This is a genomic window from Lacinutrix chionoecetis (genome assembly GCF_053604665.1).
On sequence record NZ_JBSHNQ010000084.1, the window covers coordinates 111,646 to 132,109 of the forward strand.

The 20,464-nt window shown below is 32.5% G+C and carries 17 protein-coding genes; 8 read left to right on the forward strand and 9 right to left on the reverse strand.

The window, feature by feature from the left end:
* Nucleotides 1-58 precede the first annotated feature (58 nt).
* From ACVC43_RS10425 to ACVC43_RS10445, 5 genes are all read right to left on the reverse strand, one after another.
* The gene (locus ACVC43_RS10425) at nt 59-979 is read right to left on the reverse strand and encodes a YihY/virulence factor BrkB family protein (protein WP_452224457.1); all 921 of its coding nucleotides are present in this window, start codon (nt 977-979) and stop codon (nt 59-61) included.
* An 87-nt stretch (nt 980-1,066) separates the two neighbouring features.
* Nucleotides 1,067-1,465 (reverse strand): GlcG/HbpS family heme-binding protein, encoded by a 399-nt coding sequence (locus tag ACVC43_RS10430; protein ID WP_452224458.1) that lies wholly within the window; start codon nt 1,463-1,465, stop codon nt 1,067-1,069.
* A 22-nt stretch (nt 1,466-1,487) separates the two neighbouring features.
* Nucleotides 1,488-2,537, reverse strand: a complete 1,050-nt coding sequence (locus tag ACVC43_RS10435) for an NAD(P)-dependent alcohol dehydrogenase (protein WP_452224459.1) — start codon at nt 2,535-2,537, stop codon at nt 1,488-1,490.
* 24 nt (nt 2,538-2,561) lie between these two features.
* Nucleotides 2,562-3,068, reverse strand: coding sequence for a redoxin domain-containing protein (locus tag ACVC43_RS10440; RefSeq protein WP_452224460.1), 507 nt, complete (start codon nt 3,066-3,068; stop codon nt 2,562-2,564).
* Nucleotides 3,069-3,079: 11 nt separating this feature from the next.
* A complete protein-coding gene (locus tag ACVC43_RS10445; protein WP_452224461.1) occupies nt 3,080-3,580 on the reverse strand; it encodes a pyridoxamine 5'-phosphate oxidase family protein in 501 nt (166 codons plus the stop codon).
* A gap of 227 nt (nt 3,581-3,807) precedes the next feature.
* Here ACVC43_RS10445 and ACVC43_RS10450 point away from each other — a divergent pair, with 227 nt between their 5' ends.
* Nucleotides 3,808-3,963 (forward strand): YqaE/Pmp3 family membrane protein, encoded by a 156-nt coding sequence (locus ACVC43_RS10450; protein ID WP_452224462.1) that lies wholly within the window; start codon nt 3,808-3,810, stop codon nt 3,961-3,963.
* A 67-nt stretch (nt 3,964-4,030) separates the two neighbouring features.
* Here the strand turns inward: ACVC43_RS10450 and ACVC43_RS10455 are convergent, their stop codons facing one another.
* Nucleotides 4,031-4,459, reverse strand: a complete 429-nt coding sequence (locus tag ACVC43_RS10455; RefSeq protein ID WP_452224463.1) for a PepSY-like domain-containing protein — start codon at nt 4,457-4,459, stop codon at nt 4,031-4,033.
* A gap of 214 nt (nt 4,460-4,673) precedes the next feature.
* Between ACVC43_RS10455 and ACVC43_RS10460 the strand changes: the two genes are divergently transcribed.
* Nucleotides 4,674-7,577 (forward strand): PEP/pyruvate-binding domain-containing protein, encoded by a 2,904-nt coding sequence (locus ACVC43_RS10460; RefSeq protein ID WP_452224464.1) that lies wholly within the window; start codon nt 4,674-4,676, stop codon nt 7,575-7,577.
* 1 nt (nt 7,578) lies between these two features.
* Entirely contained in the window at nt 7,579-8,904 is a 1,326-nt protein-coding gene (locus tag ACVC43_RS10465) for a serine hydrolase (protein ID WP_452224465.1), read from the forward strand.
* On the opposite strand, the gene ACVC43_RS10470 is transcribed toward ACVC43_RS10465, so the two are convergent.
* Together ACVC43_RS10470 and ACVC43_RS10475 are read right to left on the reverse strand one after the other, a co-directional pair.
* On the reverse strand, nt 8,901-11,666 hold the full coding sequence (locus ACVC43_RS10470) for an Npt1/Npt2 family nucleotide transporter (protein ID WP_452224466.1): 2,766 nt from the start codon (nt 11,664-11,666) through the stop codon (nt 8,901-8,903). The two genes, ACVC43_RS10465 and ACVC43_RS10470, sit on opposite strands and share 4 nt — an antisense overlap.
* Before the next feature lie 83 nt (nt 11,667-11,749).
* A complete protein-coding gene (locus ACVC43_RS10475) occupies nt 11,750-12,664 on the reverse strand; it encodes a serine hydrolase (RefSeq protein WP_452224467.1) in 915 nt (304 codons plus the stop codon).
* Between the two features lie 334 nt (nt 12,665-12,998).
* On the opposite strand from ACVC43_RS10475, the gene ACVC43_RS10480 reads away from it, so the two are divergent.
* On the forward strand, nt 12,999-13,280 hold the full coding sequence (locus ACVC43_RS10480; RefSeq protein ID WP_452224468.1) for a DUF3817 domain-containing protein: 282 nt from the start codon (nt 12,999-13,001) through the stop codon (nt 13,278-13,280).
* Between the two features lie 21 nt (nt 13,281-13,301).
* Here the strand turns inward: ACVC43_RS10480 and ACVC43_RS10485 are convergent, their stop codons facing one another.
* Entirely contained in the window at nt 13,302-13,892 is a 591-nt protein-coding gene (locus ACVC43_RS10485; protein ID WP_452224469.1) for a hypothetical protein, read from the reverse strand.
* Between the two features lie 481 nt (nt 13,893-14,373).
* On the opposite strand from ACVC43_RS10485, the gene ACVC43_RS10490 reads away from it, so the two are divergent.
* From ACVC43_RS10490 to ACVC43_RS10505, 4 genes are all read left to right on the forward strand, one after another.
* Nucleotides 14,374-14,826, forward strand: coding sequence for a hypothetical protein (locus ACVC43_RS10490; protein ID WP_452224470.1), 453 nt, complete (start codon nt 14,374-14,376; stop codon nt 14,824-14,826).
* A 225-nt stretch (nt 14,827-15,051) separates the two neighbouring features.
* Complete coding sequence (locus tag ACVC43_RS10495; RefSeq protein ID WP_452224471.1) at nt 15,052-16,350, forward strand: hypothetical protein; 1,299 nt, start codon at nt 15,052-15,054, stop codon at nt 16,348-16,350.
* A gap of 87 nt (nt 16,351-16,437) precedes the next feature.
* Nucleotides 16,438-17,901: a T9SS type B sorting domain-containing protein gene (locus tag ACVC43_RS10500; protein WP_452224472.1), complete on the forward strand. Its 1,464-nt coding sequence runs from the start codon at nt 16,438-16,440 to the stop codon at nt 17,899-17,901.
* Between the two features lies 1 nt (nt 17,902).
* Nucleotides 17,903-20,431: a PorP/SprF family type IX secretion system membrane protein gene (locus ACVC43_RS10505; RefSeq protein WP_452224473.1), complete on the forward strand. Its 2,529-nt coding sequence runs from the start codon at nt 17,903-17,905 to the stop codon at nt 20,429-20,431.
* The last annotated feature ends 33 nt before the right edge of the window (nt 20,432-20,464 follow it).

The following is a 20,464-nucleotide window of genomic DNA, read 5'->3' on the forward strand; positions in this document are numbered from 1 at the left end:
TTAGACTTTAGAGTACAAAGATAATAACAGTCTAAGCATTTTGCAGTACATACTTTAGTTATAATGATTTGTCTATTTTATTGTACTCTGCTTCATCATCTATTTGAGGCGCTTCAGAAACAATCTTTTTATTAACATATTTATCTGAATACACTTTGGTAAAATGAGCACCAAACAATAAAATTATACACGAATAAGAAACCCAAAGCATGATTAAGATAACAGATCCAGCAGCACCATAGGTAGAACCTGGTTGCATTTCGCTAAAATATATAGCGAGTAAATACTTTCCTATTAAAAACAGAAATGTGGTTAATAAAGCGCCAACTCTAACTGATTTCCAAGGGATAGAGGCAGAAGGTAAAAATCTAAACATGGCGGCAAAGAGTACGTAAATAAATCCTATAGAAATTAGCAAATCGAAAACGTAGAGGTATTCAAACAGGTGCTCTGGTAATAAGCGTTCCAAACGCTTACTAAACGTACTTAATATAGAGGTAAGAACAAAACTTGTAAGGAGTAAAAAACCTATAATTAATATAAACCCAAAACTTTTTAAACGACTAACCAGTGTTGCGATGACACTGTTTTTGTATTTTGGTTTTTGCTCCCAGATTTTATCTAAAGCAGATTGTAATTGAAAAAAAACTCCTGTCGAGCCATAAATCAAGGTACCTACACCAACCACAGTTGCAAATATTGAAGTCGCTTCACTACCTCTATCCACCATCATTAGTCTAATAGATTCTGCTGTGTCTGGACCTAATGCTTTTGTAATTTCGTCTAATAATTCGCCTTGCACAATTTCTCTACCCCAAACACCACCCACTACATTTAAAATAATTATAATTAATGCAGGTAACGATAGTATAGCATAATACGCCACAATGGCGCTACGCTCAAAAGGTTCACCATCAAACCAAGAACTACCAGCTTTCGCCAGTAGTTTTGGTAAATGTTTTATTTTAAATTCTGCCATATTGAGTTTAAACTATTTAAGAGAACTCCAATATAATTACGTTACATCTCGAAATAAATTAAATAGAATAATTGTTTAGTAACTTATTTATAAGGCCTTTAAACCTGCTTCTGCTACTGCATGATCTTCTTCCACAGTACCTCCGCTCACACCTATAGCACCAATAACTTTATCGTTAGCATCTTTAATTGGTAGGCCTCCAGGAAAAGTAATTAATCCATTGTTACTGTGCTCTATATTCCATAGCGATTTTCCTGGCTGAGATAATTTTCCTATTTCTCCAGTAGGCATATCGAAAAAACGTGCTGTTTTAGCTTTTTTTAATGCAATATCTGCACTACCAAGCCACGCACCATCCATACGTATAAATGCTACTTGATTTGCACCTTCATCGACAACTGAGATATTCATTTTTGTATCTGTATCAATTGCCTTTTCTTTTGCTTTGTTAATTATATTTTCTGCTTGTTTAAGTGTTATACTCATAGTTTTATATTTTAATTGGTTATTATTTTTTTAAAGTTTCCATATCGATAACAAAACGATATTTTACATCGCTGTCTTGAACGCGCTTAAAAGCTGTGTTAATATCTTTCATATCTATCATTTCTACATCACAAGTAATATTATTTTCGCCACAAAAGTCTAACATTTCTTGAGTTTCTTTTATGCCTCCAATCAATGATCCTGCTACTCTTTTTCTTCCCATGATAATGTTACCACCGTGCATTGGCTCCAAAGGTTCTATTGCACCTACCATTACCATAGTAGAATCGCGCTTTAATAACTGTAAATAAGGATTGATATCATGTTTTACTGGAACGGTGTTTAAAAGAAAATCGAATGTACCTCTGTGTTTTTTCATCTCTTCTTCATCTTTAGAAATCAATACAGCATCTGCTCCTAATTTCTTTGCATCGTCTGCTTTTTCTAGTGATGTAGTAATCATATAAGTTTCGGCACCCATGGCATGAGCAAATTTAATACCCATATGGCCCAATCCTCCAAGTCCAATAACACCAACCTTATCTCCTTTTTTAATTTTCCAGTGATTAAGTGGTGAATAGGTAGTAATTCCGGCGCACAATAATGGCGCCACTGCCTTGATATCTAAATTTTCTGGTACACTTACCACAAACTCTTCTCGTACTGTAATACTTGTAGAATAACCGCCAAATGTTTGTTTGCCAGTGTGTTTGTTTTTTCCATTATAAGTGCCAACCATTCCTTTTTCGCAAAATTGCTCCAAATCGTCTTCGCAGGCACTACATTCCTGGCAAGAATCTACCATACAGCCAACACCTACCAAATCGCCTTTCTTGAAGTTCTTAACTTTATCACCCACATTTACTACTTTACCTACAATCTCATGTCCTGGTACTAGTGTGTAAGTTGTGTTTCCCCAGTCATTTTTTGCTGCATGAATATCGCTATGGCAAACACCACAGTATAAAATATTAATTTCGACATCGTTTTCGAGAATGTCGCGCCTTTCTACAGTTATTTCTTTTAAATCTTTTTCTTTACTTTCGGTACCGTATGCTTTTACTTCTGTCATTTATTTTGGTTTAATTAATTCTGTTTATGCTTCTCCTCTTGCAGGATAATCTTCTTTTAAAATATAGTCTATGCCACCTAAAACATCATTAAATGATGGTCTACCAAAAGGCATGGATTGTATAGCTTCCCAATACATGGTCTGGTCTGGTTTTAAAAGGAACAGTCCTGGTTCTGTGAAATATTCTGGCTCTTTTTTAATACCCGAAGAAATAAATAGTCCCCATTTTCTAGCTTCTTCAATTGGGAAACCATATCCTATTGGAATATTGGCAATATCCCATTCCTCATAAGTTTCTTTTGCCACTTTTTCGGTATCGGAACTGATAGCAATTACATTTATACCGCGTTCTGTAAATTTATCTAATTTCTTGTTAAGTTCTTCTAACTGTTTTTTACATACAGGACAATGTTTGCCTCTGTACACTAAAATTAAGATGAAATTCTCTGGTGATTGCTCACTCAGTTTCCACGTGGTATCGTTTACTAAGTTTATTTCTAAGTCTGGTGTTTTTGTTCTTGGTTTTATCATGTTCTTTTTTTTTATAAATTTAAATCGCCTTCATTTCCAATTTTTGGCTGTTCTCCTTTTATTGCTCCCATTCCCATTTTAAATAGTGTCACTAACTTATTGTGTTTTGGTTCCCAATAATGTGCTTCAATGGGTTTTATTTGTAAAGCTGTTAAGTTTGGGTCGTCCAGTCCTTTAAACCACATATCGTCACTCTTACCATATAATTCTTTTAAAATAGAATGTTCGGTAGTAATATTGGCACTACCGTAAACAATCATAAAACTCATATCACCTGGTTTTGAGTAAATTAATTGAACCTTATCATCTTTAATAATATGTTTATTGTGTTCGCTATCCCTTCCGCTTAAAAACCAGATTACTCCATTTTCATCTACTTTTTTTGTACTCATAGGTATTGCAGAAAACGGTTTGTAATCAAGATTAGTTGCAAGCATTGCAAAATCAATACCTTCAGCTAATTCCTTAACCTTTTCTTTTGCTTCGTTATTGTATAAATTTTTATCGCTCATTTTAACTTTGTTTTGTTTATTTAAAGTTATAAATTGATGGTTATCTTTCGTATCTCTTTTACTTAAAATAAAGGTTTAAAAGAACATAATGCGTTAAACATATCTTAAATAAAAAAGGTATCAATTTTTTTTTAATGAATTATATTATTAAATTATCGTATTACGTCAAATAGAAACAGATATTTAGAATATACTTGAACTCATTATTTTTAATTAAAACAAGCAACATGTCTTTAATAACAATTATCTTAAATTTAATTTTACCTCCATTATCTGTTGCAATGCAACATGGCATTGGAAGTAAATTTATTATTAACTTATTACTTACTATTTTGGGTTGGTTACCTGGTGTAATTCATGCCTTTTATGTTAGCAAGGAATAACTTGAAAAGAAGGATAGTTCGTTGACTATCCTTTTTTTTTTTTTTACGAGATATCACTATTCTTACATCACAGTTCTTCTCCAGATGCTCTAAATTCTACGTCTTTGTTTTTGCCTTTTTGTTTAAACTCTACATCGTAAAATTCTCCTTTAGTAGCGGAATCTACCTTTTCAATTTCAGTAATTTCTTCGCTTCCGTAGTTTTTTTTAATTGCTTCTTTAATTGCTTTTGGCAGATCTTTTTTATCAATACTGGTTTCGGTTTCTACCCAATCGCCATTTGGTGAAAAATCGGCTCTGTATTTAATACCATCTATCTTAAAATGCGATTCGTAATTGCCGTTAGAATCCATTTCCCAATCTGGATCATTTTCTCCAGGATATTTAGTTTGAAATGCTGTTTTTACAGCCTCTGGTGTCTGGCTTTCTACTTTTTGATTACAACTTAACAATGCGATTATACATGTGGTTATTAATAGTATTGATTTGTTTTTCATATTATTTTTTGTTTTTTTAAACTAAAGCCTAAACATAACTAATAAAGAATATGTTTTTAATAAATTTATCATAAAACTATTCGCTTTAACATGTACTTAACTTAAACAACAAAGACCTAATGCGATTGCATTAAATTTATTTAATAAATTACTTGAAAATTTATTTTAAACCGTTACAAATAAGATACTTTTGTAGTATTAATAATAACAACTAATGATAAGAAAAATTATCCCTTTAATTATACTTCTGTTTATTTTTAATAGTAACACTGAAGCACAAGAATTATCTACCAAGCAAATACAAAATTTAATCGAAGCCTATAAAAAAGATCCTCGTGGTCCATTTCATCGTATTAAATGGTTTTGTAAAGATGGTACAGAACGTGAACCAAAAGATCCTTGTCCTGATGCTATAGGAGGAGGTATTCAACATGCCAGTTTTAAGGAAAGTGCCATTAGATTAAGAAAAACAAATCAGCTTTATTTTGCAGATATTATCGCCGCAGTAAAGCAAAGTGATTTTTTAGACAAAGACAATGATTTTAGCCGATTAAAACAGTACCAATTGGGTAAATATTTGGCTAGTATTAACGATGGTTGGGTATTGCAAAAAGCACAGTACTACAGAGGTGCTTTGCAAAGTGAAGATGAAGAGGCCTGGGGAAAAGACTTTTTTGAATCCATCCTAAAAAACGATCAGTTAATTAATGCTCACTACTATTTAGTAAGGCAGGCTTTAAAAGATGTACCTCACAATGGTGACGATAATATCGCCCAATTAATGCGTAGCCAGAGTAAAACCATTTCAGAAGAAATGAAATCTTTTATGGATATTAGAATTAAAATTCATGGACAACCTGAAGTTACAGATATTAATCTGGTTAAAGATTTTATAACTGAAAAAACCATTCCTGCGAAATTAAAAAAAGATTTCGATGAGTTAATTGAAACAATGAATACGTTTTATGCGCCTATAGATTTTGAAAGGCTGGAAAAGGAAATGCAATCTTTACCATCATCTAATCCCACCACTAAAAAGATTCAGGATTTTATAGCTTCAAATAAAAAAAATAAAACACCAGCGTCTTTTGTATCGGAAATCGCCAATACCCTATTGGAAATTCGTGAAAACATTCTTAGCTATAAAAGCAGTAAAAATCGTTTACAATTATTAGACTTATCTAATAAATTAGAACATACGTTGTTAACCGAGACTCAAAATTGGGAAACTACAACAATTGGCGAAAGCTTAGATAAAATCAATATTTTATCGTGTGCAGCTTCTGGGACAGGTTTAATTGAACAATGGGAATACAATGCCATTGAAACTTCAATTAACGAGAAACTATCTAAAAATGAACTTAGCATTAATGAGCTAAATCAGTTACTCACTACCAGCAGAAGTATTGTGGAATGGAGTGCCTCTATGGTAAAAGCCAATTATCAAGACATTGTAGATAAATACACAGCTTTCGAGCCGCTTACTTATGGCTTTATAGACGATCGTGTAAGAAGTAGTGTTGCATTAAGTTTAGGCGAAACTGTTGGCGATTTAGGAGCCTTTGTAGCTAAAACTTCAAACATTAATAACGAGGTTATGACTATTAAAAACCAAAGCACCATTCGCGGTTTAAACCCAGGTTATGCTTTTGGAGAATTGGTTGTAGTAGATGGAAACCCAGATAAGGTTGAAGTTAATACAAATAACATCTATATCTTCGAAAAGCCTCCTCACGACTTAAAACCAGTGGCAGGAATTATGACGGTTTCTGAAGGTAATTTAGTTTCTCACGTGCAGCTTTTAGCACGTAATTTAGGTATTCCAAATGCAGCATTATCTTACGATAACTTAAAGGCAATGAAAAAATACAGTGGTAAAAATGTGTTTTATGCAGTATCTAATAAAGGTAATGTGATATTGAAAGCTGAAGACGATATGACATCAACCGAAAAAGAACTTTTTAGTAAAAAAGAACGAAGTAAAAATGTAATTGCCGTTCCTGTAGACCAGATTCGTTTAGATGTTTCTAAAGTTATTAATATGCGTGATGTAGATGCCAGCGATTCTGGAAAATTATGCGGACCGAAAGCAGCTAATTTAGGAGAACTTAAAAAATTATTTCCAGAACAAGTGGTGGAAGGTGTCATTATTCCATTCGGAATTTTTAGAACCCACATGAACCAGCAAATGCCAAACCAAGACAAAACCTATTGGCAATATTTAAACAATACTTTTGAAAGAGCTGCTATTTTACGTTCACAAAACAAAAGTGAAGCAGATGTAGAAAAATTTCAGTTAGATGCTTTAGATGTGCTACACAAAGCCATCATTAACATGCCATTAGAAGATAATTTTGTTAATGACATGAAAGCGAATTTTAAATCGGCCTTCGGGAATAGTATTGGTAATGTACCTGTCTTTTTACGCAGCGATACCAATATGGAAGATTTAAAAGAATTTACTGGAGCCGGATTAAATTTAACGTTGTTTAATATTAAGGCAGAAGACGAAATTATTAAAGGTATTAAACGTGTTTGGGCAAGTGCTTATACAGAGCGTAGCTTTAAATGGAGACAAAAATATTTAAGTAATCCGGAAAACGTGTTTCCTTCAATTTTAATAATTCCAAGTGTGGATGTGGATTATTCTGGTGTTATGATTACCAAAGGAATTAATTCTGGAAATGATAACGATTTAACCGTCGCCTTTAGTCGTGGTGCTGGAGGCGCTGTAGACGGACAAAGTGCAGAGACACGTTTAATTACTTCAGAAAATAATATATTATTGGCGCCAGCAAGACAAAGCGATTACATACGGTTGCCAGATTATGGAGGTACAAAACAATATGTCACCTCTTTTGAAGCCCCAATTCTTAACGCTAAAAATATTGCCGAAATAAGAAAAATGGCTGGTAAAATTAGAAAAACAATGGCCAAACATCAAGATGGTTCAAACCAGGCTTACGATGTGGAATTTGGTTTTAAAGACGATAAGTTGTGGTTGTTTCAAATTCGTCCGTTTGTAGAGAACAAGCAGGCGAAAAGTTCAGAATACCTTTCTTCAATTTCTCCAAAAATAGAAGCAGATAAAATGATTAATCTTTCAGAAAAATTATAAGATGAAAAATATATTTTACATATCAATTGGCCTATGCATATTACTCTCTTTTGGGTTTATATCTTACCCAATAGATGGTTACGAGCGTACAGGAATTAAGCGCTTGTACCAAATACAAAAAATGCAGATAGACAGTGTACCATACAACCGTATACCTTTTGGAGCCTATAAAAAATTGGCAGATATTAAATTAAATTTAACGTCGAAAACAGAAGATAGTATTAACGACTTGTTAGTTGACGACCCAGAATTTTCAGCAAAAATAAAGCGACTAATACCAAGTGGGAATTATTCTATTGCTGTAATGGATATGACAAATCCAGACGAATTAAAATATGCATCTCATAGAGAAAATGTAGGTTACCAACCTGGTAGTGTAGGTAAAATTGCTGTTTTAAATGCTGTATTTACACAAATGGCTAATGTTTGTGAGAATTGGGAAGATCGCATTATGTACTTAAAGGACATTAAAGTATCTTCTCGTTATTGGGGAACAGGAGATCACCACACCATTCCTATTTACGATATTGAAAAGGATAAATTGGTAAAGCGACAAGTTGTTGCCAGCGATACCTTCTCCCTATTCGAGTGGTTAGACCATATGGTTTCAGTTAGTAATAATGGTGCTGCAAGTGTTATGTACCGTGAGGCGATGCTTATGGCAGCATTTGGTTCGGATTATGTGAATTTAACAGAGGAGCAAAGTGAAAACTATTTTAAAGATACACCAAGAGATAGTTTAACTAATTTAGCAAATACTGTTGTAAATCAACCCTTAAGAGATTTGGGAATTACAGAGGACGATTGGCGTCTTGGCGGTATGTTTACGCGTCCAGCTGGAAAATATGTTGGTAGAAAAGGTGGCAGTATTGGTACACCTAAAGGCTTGATGAAATGGCTGGTAAAATTAGAACAAGGTAAAATTGTAGACGAAAAAACAAGTCTTGAAATGAAACGCCTGCTCTACTCTACAGACAGACGTATTCGTTATGCAAAATCTAATAGATTAGATAGTGCTGCTGTTTATTTTAAATCGGGTAGCTTCTACAAGTGCGATAGAACAAAAAATCCTGATTGTAGAAATTATGCAGGGAACGTATTTAATTATATGAATTCTGTAATAATTGTAGAACATCCAGATAATGGCTCGAAATACATTGTTTGTTTAATGTCTAATGTACTAAACAAAAACTCTGCAGGTGCTCACATGTATTTAGCAAGTAAAATCGATGATTTAATAGCCAAGAACAACGAGAATTCTGATGCTAAATTAGATGAAAATTTTAAAGATAAAGATGATGAAGGTGGAGATAATGGCGCTAATTAAGGCCTAATATTTGTTAGACTTTCTATAGTGGAATAAGCGAAAAACTTCACGTCTTTATTTTGATGCTTTTTTAAAGGAGTTACTATTGGCACATAATATTTGTCATCCAATACTTTAATAAGATGAAGCACTTCTAACTTTACGCGTTTGCCTCGTCTTTTTATAAGCATTTTAATGTAAGCCTTTTCAGGGATAAGATTGATTTTAAGGACCTTAGAATCGAAGTTATCCTCCTCTATTATAGTATGCTCAATTAAAGGAAAAACACGTTGTTTTAGTTGAGCGTTTAATAAGTTGTCTAAAAACTCTAAGGCATTAACACGCGCTTCTTTTATATCACTAAATAGTCCTGAATATGTAACATCAATATCTGCCTCATCGTAAACCAGACTTAATAATTTAAAGATGCATTTTAAACTGCTGTTAAGTTGTTCTTCCAAGACCTCTATTAAACTTTGTCTTGCAATAAAAACTTCGGTATCACTGTCATTTTTAGGCTCTAAAAGCGAATTGTTAATAGTATTTTGTAAAGAAGCGATCGCATCAATAGTGTTTTTATAATATTTGCTTTCTCTAAGAATGGCTCTTTTAAAAACGCGCTTGTTATAAAATAAAGATGGATTACGCTGTCTTAATTTTAGCAACGATTTGGACGATTCTAATCTAATAATCACATCATTACTTTTAAGTAAACTCAATAAAATTTTAACCGAATTCTGTGAATTAAATGCACCTATTACTTTAGGTAAATGCTGTTTAATGCTGTCTTGTAAATCTTCTCTTTTGTCTAAATCAAGAATGGTTTTAGTAATGCCTGTTCCGTAGCTTTTTAAAGCTTTAACAGCCGATTTTCTATGCGCTTTAATTGTTAAATATTCTAACAAATCATCTATAAAACGAGGGTCGGAAGAAATCCCTGCAGCTTCAATTGCATGATTAACAATATATGGATCACGGTTGTTTAAATGCACGGTGATAAAAGGATAGAATTTAGAAATGCCAGAATAGGCAATGGTAATTAATAACTCGGAAACGGCTTCTTTACTACTAAACCCCTCTGGAGAGTTTAATAGCCTTATTCGATCTGAAATTCTGGAATGTAGATTATACTTAACAGAAAGCTTGTTATTGTTTCTACCTTCTTTTGCAAGACACAACAATGCGACATTAGAAATATACTTACTTTCATGATTTAAATACTTATCGAAAAATGTATTGGTATTAATATACGAATGGTGAATAATATAATCTAACGCTGTGTAGACTACATTATCACTCCCTTCTACCACTAAAGATTCTACTTTACTTATAGCTGTACCCTTATCGTATTGAAATAACTGATTGATTGCAGCTGTTTTAACAAGACTTGAAGGATGATCTAACAAACTTATTATACTGTCTTTTAAGGCAATTAGTCTATAAGACGATAACTGCTCTAACAGGCTTAAAATTTCAGCTTCACCTCCAGAATTTAATATGCGTCTTGAAGCGACTAAAGTGGTTTCGTATTTTTTTCGTTCTTTTCGTTTTTCTTTAACCACTAAAGTCTTCTGGATATTAGTTCTGAACGAATTAAAATACGCTTCTCTCAATCTGTAAATTAATAGAATCCATATAAAAACAAATAACAGAATAATCACCGTAATATACGATGTGCTTAAATCTAATTTTTTAATTAAAAAAATAAGTAAAAACCCAGCAATACCAGTGGCAACACTATCTACAGCAACATCGATAAAAGATTTAGCCTGATTTTTAATATTAAGAGGAATTGGCATGATGGACAATTCTAACGCTGCTTTATTAAGAGATTGTTTAAAACTACCGTCGATTCCCTTAATAATAACCAATACCCATAATTCTGGAAAAGTTAAAAATAATAAACTCCCTAATGCAATACCTAATGGCAGAATTAACAAGGTTGAAGACACGCCTAAACGACTAAGAAAACGGTTAGTTACAAATAGTTGAAGCGTTAAGGCAATAACATTAAATGTTGAAAACCAAAACCCGAAAAATGAAGCTAACTCGTCAGAGTCAGTTATGGCTTTATTAGCAAAATCGCTAAATTGAAAATCCACAAGTTTAGCCACAATAACACTTATTCCTGTAATAAGTGCTAAATACGTTAAATGTTTAGACTTTGAAATGAGTTTTAAGGACGATGCCTGAGCATTAGCATCGTTGTATTTACGTTGCTTTCTAACATAGGTTGTCATTTTCTGAATTCTTAATTTCCAAATTTTCTGAATAATTGGAATACAACACAAAATCAAAATTGCTGCCAGAAATATTGCAAATTTATTGCCGTAAGAAGAAACAATAATACTTGTTAAATAGCCACCAAACACGCCACCAGCAATAGCTCCTGCTCCTATAAAGCCAAATAACCGCTTCGCTTCTCTTGCATTAAATACCATGTTTGCTAAAATCCAAAACTGAGAGGTAGCAACTACAGCGAATAAGGATATACTTAAATAATAAAAATAGAGAATCCAATTATGAAGAATCCCAAAGTGCAAAATCAAACTTAAGGCTATAAACCCTAAACTAAATACAACTAGTGAGACAATTGTAACTTTTAAAAGCGAAAATTCTGTAATGGCCCTATTGTAGAACGTAGCGGTTATCACTGCTACCAAAGCCACCAAGAGATAACCGTAAGGTAAACTATCTGCTCCTAACTCATTAACAAATAATGCGTTAACAGTTGGTTTAACAATTAATAAAACAGTTATAATTAAAAAGATATATAACTGCATTAAAAAAGAGATGTATATTTCACCATCTCTTAGTCCAAATGTTTTATTAAAAATTTTTTTTAGCAAGGGCAACTAAATGTTTTTTATTTCTTTGCTAAAGAACGTGATTTTTTTAGAACTTTCTCTATAGGCACCACTAAATTCCTGATAATTTGTTCACCAAAATCATTATCTATTAGTGCTACAATAATATATTTACGTTTAGGTCCCCAAACCAAAGCAGAATCTGCATGGTAATTTTTCCATGAACCAGACTTTCTATAAATAGTCGCTTTTGGAGCTATTCTATCTAATGTGTTTACAAATTTATGGTGTAACGCTGGATCCTTCATAATATCTAACATTTCTTTAGAACGTTCAGTACTTACTAAATTCCCTAATGCTAACTGATAGTAAAAACTACAAACCTGCTTCGTGGTCGCAGCATGACTTAGACCTTTAATAGGTTCTGGATAACGTCTTCCTCCAGAAGCATACCTTTTTCCTACCCATAGTCCACCTCCTACTTCCTCATCGTAGAGTTTGGTTTTAGGCGCTCTAAGTACCTCTTCTATTTTTTCGTAACCCACTCGGTCAATCATTCGTGTAGACGCTGCGTTGTTCGATTTGCTTATCATCAACCGCATATCTTTTCGCACTTCTTTACTGTCTATTAATTCTCCTTTATCAATAGCATCCATAGCTGCTAAAAGAATGGCGATTTTAGGCAGACTTGCAGCATACATCATATGCTCATCATTAAGACCAGCATATTTAATGTTACTCTCATCTGTTAAATCGACAATACCAATAGACATTTTTTTATTTCTTATAAGCTGTTTCCACGCAGAATTTGCGTTAATTTCAGTTTCTAACAGCCGTTGTAATTCAACACTTTCTAATGTTGCAATAGGACTTATAACTTTTTTAGACACAAGAGGTAATTCACCTTGAGCAAATGTAAACGAACCGATAAACATGATAAATGCTATCGCTAAGTACTTAAATGTTTTATTCATAAATTGGTTTTAAATTTTAAAGTTATATATAGTATACAATTAATGTACCAAAGATGCGAAATAATTTTCACAATTTAATGTTAATAATCATATTATAAATTACTGGTTATCAGAAATGTAAAAACCATAAAGATAAAAAGATTTAATAATCCTGAAATTGAATAAAGTAATCGCTTACTCAATTAAACGCCATAAATTGTAATTTGTTATAACTTAGTTAATTAAAAAAAGATAACACATTTTACGCCCTTTTTTTTTATAATCTTTTTTAGCATAGGCATAGCTTAAAACATGGTTTTCATTAAATTTGCACTTTAATTACGACTATATTATTATGCTTAAAATCTTTAGAATTGTAGCCTTTTTAGAAGGTATTTCTTATTTACTATTAATGTTGGCTGCAATTTATAAGCGCATGCCAAACGGAAATGATGAGTATGTGAAATTATTGGGCATGCCTCATGGCCTCTTGTTTGTTGGGTATGTTGCATTAGCAATTTTTTTACGCTCAACTTACAAATGGGATACAAAAACGTTTATTATTATTTTAATGGGTTCGCTTATACCTTTTGGAACGTTTTACGTAGATAGCAAGTATCTAAAGCCTTTGGCATAAAAATTATTTAGAACGATAATATTATTGAGAAAGTTCGTTATAGCGTTTTAAAACAAAATCTTTATTCACTACAAAAATTCCATCTGTAAGCTTTGGTGTAAGTATCCTGCTTGGGTCTCCCTTTTTTATTAAACGTTTACGGCAGAGTTTTGTTAGTAAAGGATCATCTTCAAAGAGTAAACTCTCTAATTCATATTCAGCTTGAGATGGCGCTTTAATAATAGGAAATATTTGCTTTAATTGATTGTAACGTCTGTCGTTTCCAGGAATAAAAGTAAAAAAAGTATAGCGACCGTTAGAGTCTGTTTTTATCCATCCTCTATGGTGTACATAGCGTTTTTCGTTTTTCTTTTTTAATTCAAAGTCACCATTTTCATTGGCTTGTTCTATATAAAAAAGCACATTATCTGCAGGTGTAACTCCATCATTTTTATATATAACTCCAGTTATTTTTAGTTTGTTCTCCTTTAAAACATACTCTGGAATTGTATCTCTGTTATTTAAATTTGATGTTGTATAATCATAAATAGGACTACGTTCTAAAAAATCTGCTTCTTGTGCAAAACTTAATGAGCAGAAGAGAAATAAGGTAAAAGTGAGTAACAATTTCATAATAATAGCGATTTACAATATTTAAAAATGGCTGTTATATTTTAAAATGTCACTAAAAATCGTATCACTTTCATAATTACACGTTTAAATGTTTTATAAAGTCAATAATTTCGATGAACCGCAAATGGAACTGTAGTGAATAGAGAAGACATTTTTATTATAATTAAAATGCATTCGAGACTCTAAAAGTATTTTAAAAAGAATCCATCTAAAGGAAAAACAAGACTTGTTTTGGAAGTTTTTTTGTGATTAATAAGGTCTTCTTAAATGAAAAAATCTCTTTTTTAAAGGAGAGATTTGCAGTAATTCACTACCAAGTAATTCGTCGTAAAAATATGCGTTTTATCTAATGTTTACACCGTTTATCCGATAAAAGAAACATTTACACGATAAAAAAATCTTAAAAAAAATCTTGAAATCAGTTGTTTTTTTCTATAATTTATATAGATTTGTTTAATTCAAATAAAATATATCTCCCAAAATGAAAGCAAAAACGTCCCTACTTACCGTTATCTTTTTTATGTTAATAAGTATCGGTTTCGCACAAAAACAAAAAGATCAAATTAAATTAATAAGTGGCAAAGTAAGTATTTCTAAATACCATAACTTAGAAGAGCTTAATAAACTATCTAAAGGCGAATTACTAAAATTATATGTAGAGCGTATAGAAGTTATAGTAAATATATTACCTAATATTGCTTTTGCAACCAAACCAAATGTTACAATGTATAGTTTAGGAATTCCTGAAACTAAAGAAAACAAAAAAGCATTGGAAGCAAACCAAGAAGCATCTGTTGAGTATTTTGACAGCACTGTGACCTTTCAAAAATCAATATTGCCCTACTCCGATACTAAAGATTTAATAGCTGCTATATTATTTTATGAAGAAACCTTAAAATCGCTTCATACCTATAATGATTTTAAAATAGATTAACATGTTTTTTAATAAAGCTGAAACACGTTATTTCTATTTACAACTTCTGCAATGACACTTAATTGTACATTGATAATAAGCAAATAGAACTATTTTTGTAAGAAAAAAACTATAAAATATTAAATTACATGCATTTTATCGATATAATTTGCATTTCATGTGAATAATATTTATGTTTGATAAGTATTTTAGCCCCAAATAATACATAAAACAAACTTAACCACTATGAAAAATATCACCCAATTAACACTTCTCCTTTTATTTACGTGTTTTAATGTGTTTGCTCAACAAGAAAAAGGAATTACTGGATTTGATAACTGGTTGAACCCTTGGACAGAATTTAAGCCTAATAAAATTGAACATGGTAAACCCACACAAATACTTAGTGGTGATATAACAAAGGATACAAAATTGTATAAGAAAGATATTTATCTTTTATTAGGTGATGTTTTTGTAACAGACAGCACCACATTAATAATTGAACCTGGCACATTAATAATAGGCGATTTTAAAACCAAAGGCTCTCTTACAATTAGCAATGGTAGTACCATAATCGCTCATGGCACAAATACAGATCCAATAGTATTTACTTCCAGCCGAAGTGTAAAAAAACCAGGCGATTGGGGAGGACTATTTATTTTGGGTGATGCTCCTACAAACAAAATTGAAAGCCAAACCTCTTTAAATTATGGGTTAAATACCAAAAATCCTAAAAACATTATCTATGGTGGTGAGAATACAGAAAGTAATTCTGGTGTCTTAAACTATGTTAGAATTGAATATGCTGGAAAGAGAACTAAAAACTACGGTTATTACAACGGCCTTACTTTAGCTGGCGTTGGTAACGAGACTACACTTAATAACATCATGGTAAGTTATTGTGCTGGTAATTCGTTCGGCATTTTAGGTGGTGCTGTTAATTTAGATAAATTAGTCTCTTACAAATCGAGCAGTAATGATTATAAAATAAATTATGGTGCCCAATGTACTATAACCAATTCTTTAGCTGTAAAGTCGCCTTATGTTTCTGGAGCTGAAGCTTCAAGATGCTTATATATTTTAAATCATGATGCAGAAGGCGATGGAGATGCTACTAAAAATCATACCATTGTAAATGCAGAAAATCTAACGTTACTTAACCTTAGTAACGACTTAGACTACGATATTAAGGTTGGTTTAGTTAACGAAGCCATATACATTGCAAACAATGCTTCTTGCAATATTGACAGAAGTGTTATCTCTGGTTTTAATCCTGCAGTTATTTTAGATAGAACGATTAAAATTAATAATGACAGTTTAGAAAAAATAGTATTTACGCAAACTTATTTTAATAATTGTAACGGTAACATTTTTATTAAAAATAATGAGAATAATGAGGATTTAGAGAATTGGTACGGTAGTAGTGCTTTTAATAATGTGTACTCAAAAGGACCAGATTCTGAAACCTTTATTGATGCTAAAAATTCAAAACATCCAGATTACAGACTAAGAATAAATAGAATTGTCGCTTCCAGAAACGACTAAAAATAATATGAAAACAAATTAATTAAAACAATTAATAATACCTACAAACACCATAATAGCCTATAGACAGAATTACAAATCACACCAATGTATACCTTCCCAAAAAAATACAACCTGTATGTATTAATATGTCTTTTTGTTTGTATTATACAATTAAAAAGCCATGCACAAATAGTTATAGGAACACCAAGTTTAGGATTTAGTCAGGCATGTGCCAATGCTAATTTTAATACCTACTCTACTACATTTGTTTTTTCGCCAGAAAATGGATTAAGCGCAACTAATCAATTTTCGATCGAGCTATCCAGTCCTGATGGAGATTTTTCTAATGCTATTACAATATTCACATCTAATCCTGGAGCTATTACCACCTCTCCAGCTACTGTAGATTTTTCACTACCAACCACCGCTAATGGTGAGAATTATAGAATTCGAATTAAAAGTAGCGCACCTGTAGCCACTAGTTCTGGGTCGGCTTCATTTGCTGCTTACTACAAAATTCAAGATGCACCATTTTCAATAAATAATTTAGTAGAGACAGGAGCTTATTGCTCTGGCGGAAGTTACCTCCTAACTATAGACAATCCTGGCTCAGGAAATAACGACTCACCATTAAATTATCCTTCACTTAATTATAAATGGTATAAAGAAACAGGGCCAACAACTTCAGTCTTTGTCGCAGATGGCGCCTCTCTTACTGTAAGTCAAGAAGGAACATATTTTGTAGAAACAAATTACGGTACCTGTACCTCTAACTCCTTTTCAAATAGAGTAACCATTACAGAGGTTATATCTGGAGAGGCAAATGCCGGGATTTCTTCAAGTTTAGGCAACCCATTTTGTCCAGATCAAGGTGCAACAACACTTAGCACAATTGGAGGAAACAGCTACCAATGGTACAAAGATGGTGTAAGCATTCCAGAAGCCACAAACCAAATGTACGAAACAACAGAGTCTGGCACTTATGCTGTACAAGTAAACTTAGGAAACTGTTCCGCTTCTGGAGCTATTGTTTTGGTAAGTGAATTGTTTGAAGGCTCTTTAAATGTAGAAGAAATAAACACTATTGAAGAAGGTGAATCTCTGTTAGTAATGGTAACTACAACAGCAAATAATCCGCAATTCGAATGGTATTTAAATGGCAATTTAATTTCTAATGCTACTGAAGATAATTTTGAAGCCACAGCTTTTGGTAACTACGAAGTTGTTGTTTCTGAAACCTCAGGCTGTACAGGTTCAAAAAGTTTCTTCTTCGAAATTAATGAAGCCTTAGATCTTTTTCCAGACGTAGAAGACATCCCTAATCTTATCAGTCCAAATGGAGATAATATAAACGATACTTGGGTGATACCTACAAAGTATGTAACAGGTACAAATACGCAAGTTGTAATCATGTCTAATCGTGGCGAAGTTGTATTAAGCACAGATAACTATCTTAACAATTGGCCAACAGAAAATGTAAAAACCACAAGCATTAATCAAGTCTTTTATTATGTGATTACCACATCAGATAATACTACTAAAAAAGGCTCAATAACCATTATTAAATAATATGAAAACACAACTTCTGTTAATAGTATTATGCTTCTGTTCTATACAGCTGTTCTATTCTCAAGAAGATAATGGTGTTGTTGCGTTTAATTTGCCGTTAAGAAACTCTTTAACCTTTAATCGATTTACTATAAACCCAACCTTTAGTTTTGTAAGAGAACAAAACAAATACATTAGTGTATCTAATAAAAGAGAGTGGGTTCAATTTAATGATGCTCCACTAACCTATTTGGCTAGCTATTCTGGAAGAATTGGCGAAAATATTGGTGCTGGTATTGGAGTATTTCAACAAAATTATGGTGTTTTAACGACCTTTGGTGGTATTTTAAATTTCGCATATAATGTAAGATTAGAAAGAGATAGTAACCTTACGTTTGGTCTTAATATTGGCGCATACAAAAGCGGATTAAATACAGGAAAAGTAATTACCAACTTCAATGATCCATCAGTAGAAAATATTCCGGAAAACTTCTTGATTAATGCAAATCCAGCCATTAACTATGGAACAGGGTTTTTCGATTTTGGTATAACACTTAAAAACATCATAGCATACAATTTAGAATCATCGATGATGCTTGAGGAAGATCCAGAAAAAAGTTTTCAAGGACATATTATGTATACAGGGTATATTAATACAAGAGGATTTTTTGATGAAAGTAAGTTTACTGGCTTAATACAATCTGAATTTAGAAAAGATAACACTACACTTTCTGGAATTGCTATGTTAACCGTACCTAAAGGAATTTGGGCACAAGTTGGTTACAACAACATTTATGGTGTTTCTGGTGGTTTAGGTATTAATATTTCACCTCAAATAGCTATTGAATATAATTTCGAGAAAGCAATAGGTGATTTAACCGCATTTGGTTCCTCACATGAAATTTCACTTGCCTATAGATTTAAAAATACCCAAAGATATGAATACAGCAGTGGTGATGATGTAAGCGGTTTATTTTCAACCGATAATAAAAAACGTAAAAAGGCTAAAACTACACGCTCTAAAACAAATCAAAACGTAGTTGTAGCAAGAAAAGCCAAAGCAGAAGCCAATGCAAAAGCAAAACTGTTAGCAGAACAACAGGCAAAAGCTGAAGCTGATGCGCAAGCAAAACTCTTAGCAGAACAACAAGCTAAAGCAGAAGCCGATGAGCAAGTAAAACCGTTAGCAGAACAACAGGCAAAAGCTGAAGCTGATGCACAAGCAAAATTATTAGCAGAACAACGAGCAAAAGCAGAAACCGATGCTCAAGCAAAACTATTAGCAAAACAACAAGCAGAAGCAGAAGCCAATGCACAAGCAAAATTATTAGCAGAACAACAAGCAAAAACTGAAGCCGATGCACAAGCAAAATTATTAGCAGAACAACAAGCGAAAGCTGAAGCTGATGCACAAGCGAAACTATTAGCAGAACAACAAGCAAAAGCTGAAGCCGTTGCACAAGCAAAACTATTAGCAGAACAACAGGCAAAAGCTGAAGCTGATGCACAAGCAAAACTATTAGCAGAACAACAAGCAAAAACTGAAGCCGATGCACAAGTAAAACGGTTAGCAGAACAACAAGCAAAAGCTGAAGCTGATGCACAAGCGAAACTTTTAGCAGAACAAGATAAAGTTGAAACTGATGCCCAAACCGAAGAGGAAATCATCATAGAACCTTCCAGTGCAATTGAAAGATCTATGCTCGCATTGACACAGCAAACCGAGGCATCGAAAGCGTCTCAAAGCCAGCTATTAAAGCGTTTGGAATCATTGGTTGAAACTAAAAATCAAGATCTTAAGGATTTAAAAGAAGAAAATGATTTAAGTGAACAAGGTATTGCTGTTGAACAAAAACCTTTTAAAAGTATCTCTGAAGAAAATAAAAAGTTGAATGCAATAAAAACTGACTTAGAAAATATTATTACGGTAAGAAACGAAGAAATAAACACTTTAAAAAAGTTATACGAAGACACTTCGGAGGAAAGAATTATACTATTAGATAACGTTGATCTTTACTACAGAAAAACAATAAAAAGATTAGAGTTAGAACAACAAGAGGCTACAAAATCTAAAAATAAGTTAGATGAAAGATTAAAAAACATTAAAATATCTACAGAATTTGAACGTAGAAGAAGAATTAAACGTGCTGCGTTTGATAATGATGATGAGCGCTACACACAAGATAGACGCACCTTACAAAACTTAAAAGATAATAGTATTACAAACACCACTTCACTTACATTAAATGATTTTGACTTTGGAGAAAAACCGAGTGAAAATATTCAAATTTTAAAAAATGTATCTCGTGAAGAAAGTGGATTTTACTTAGTAATTGCAATACACAGTGATATTGCAAAACGTGATGCCTTTTTAACTAAGGTCATTCAATCTGGTCAGGCAGATGTAAACTTCTTCTATGACCTCAACTCAAGTAAATATTACATATACTATAATAAATTCGATAATATTCAAGCTGCTAACCAATCCTTAAACGCTAAAGGAAACAAATTATATAACACTAATATGACTATAGTAAAAATAGAAAATTAACAATCCCAATTCTGTTGTCAGCGTCGCCCAAGT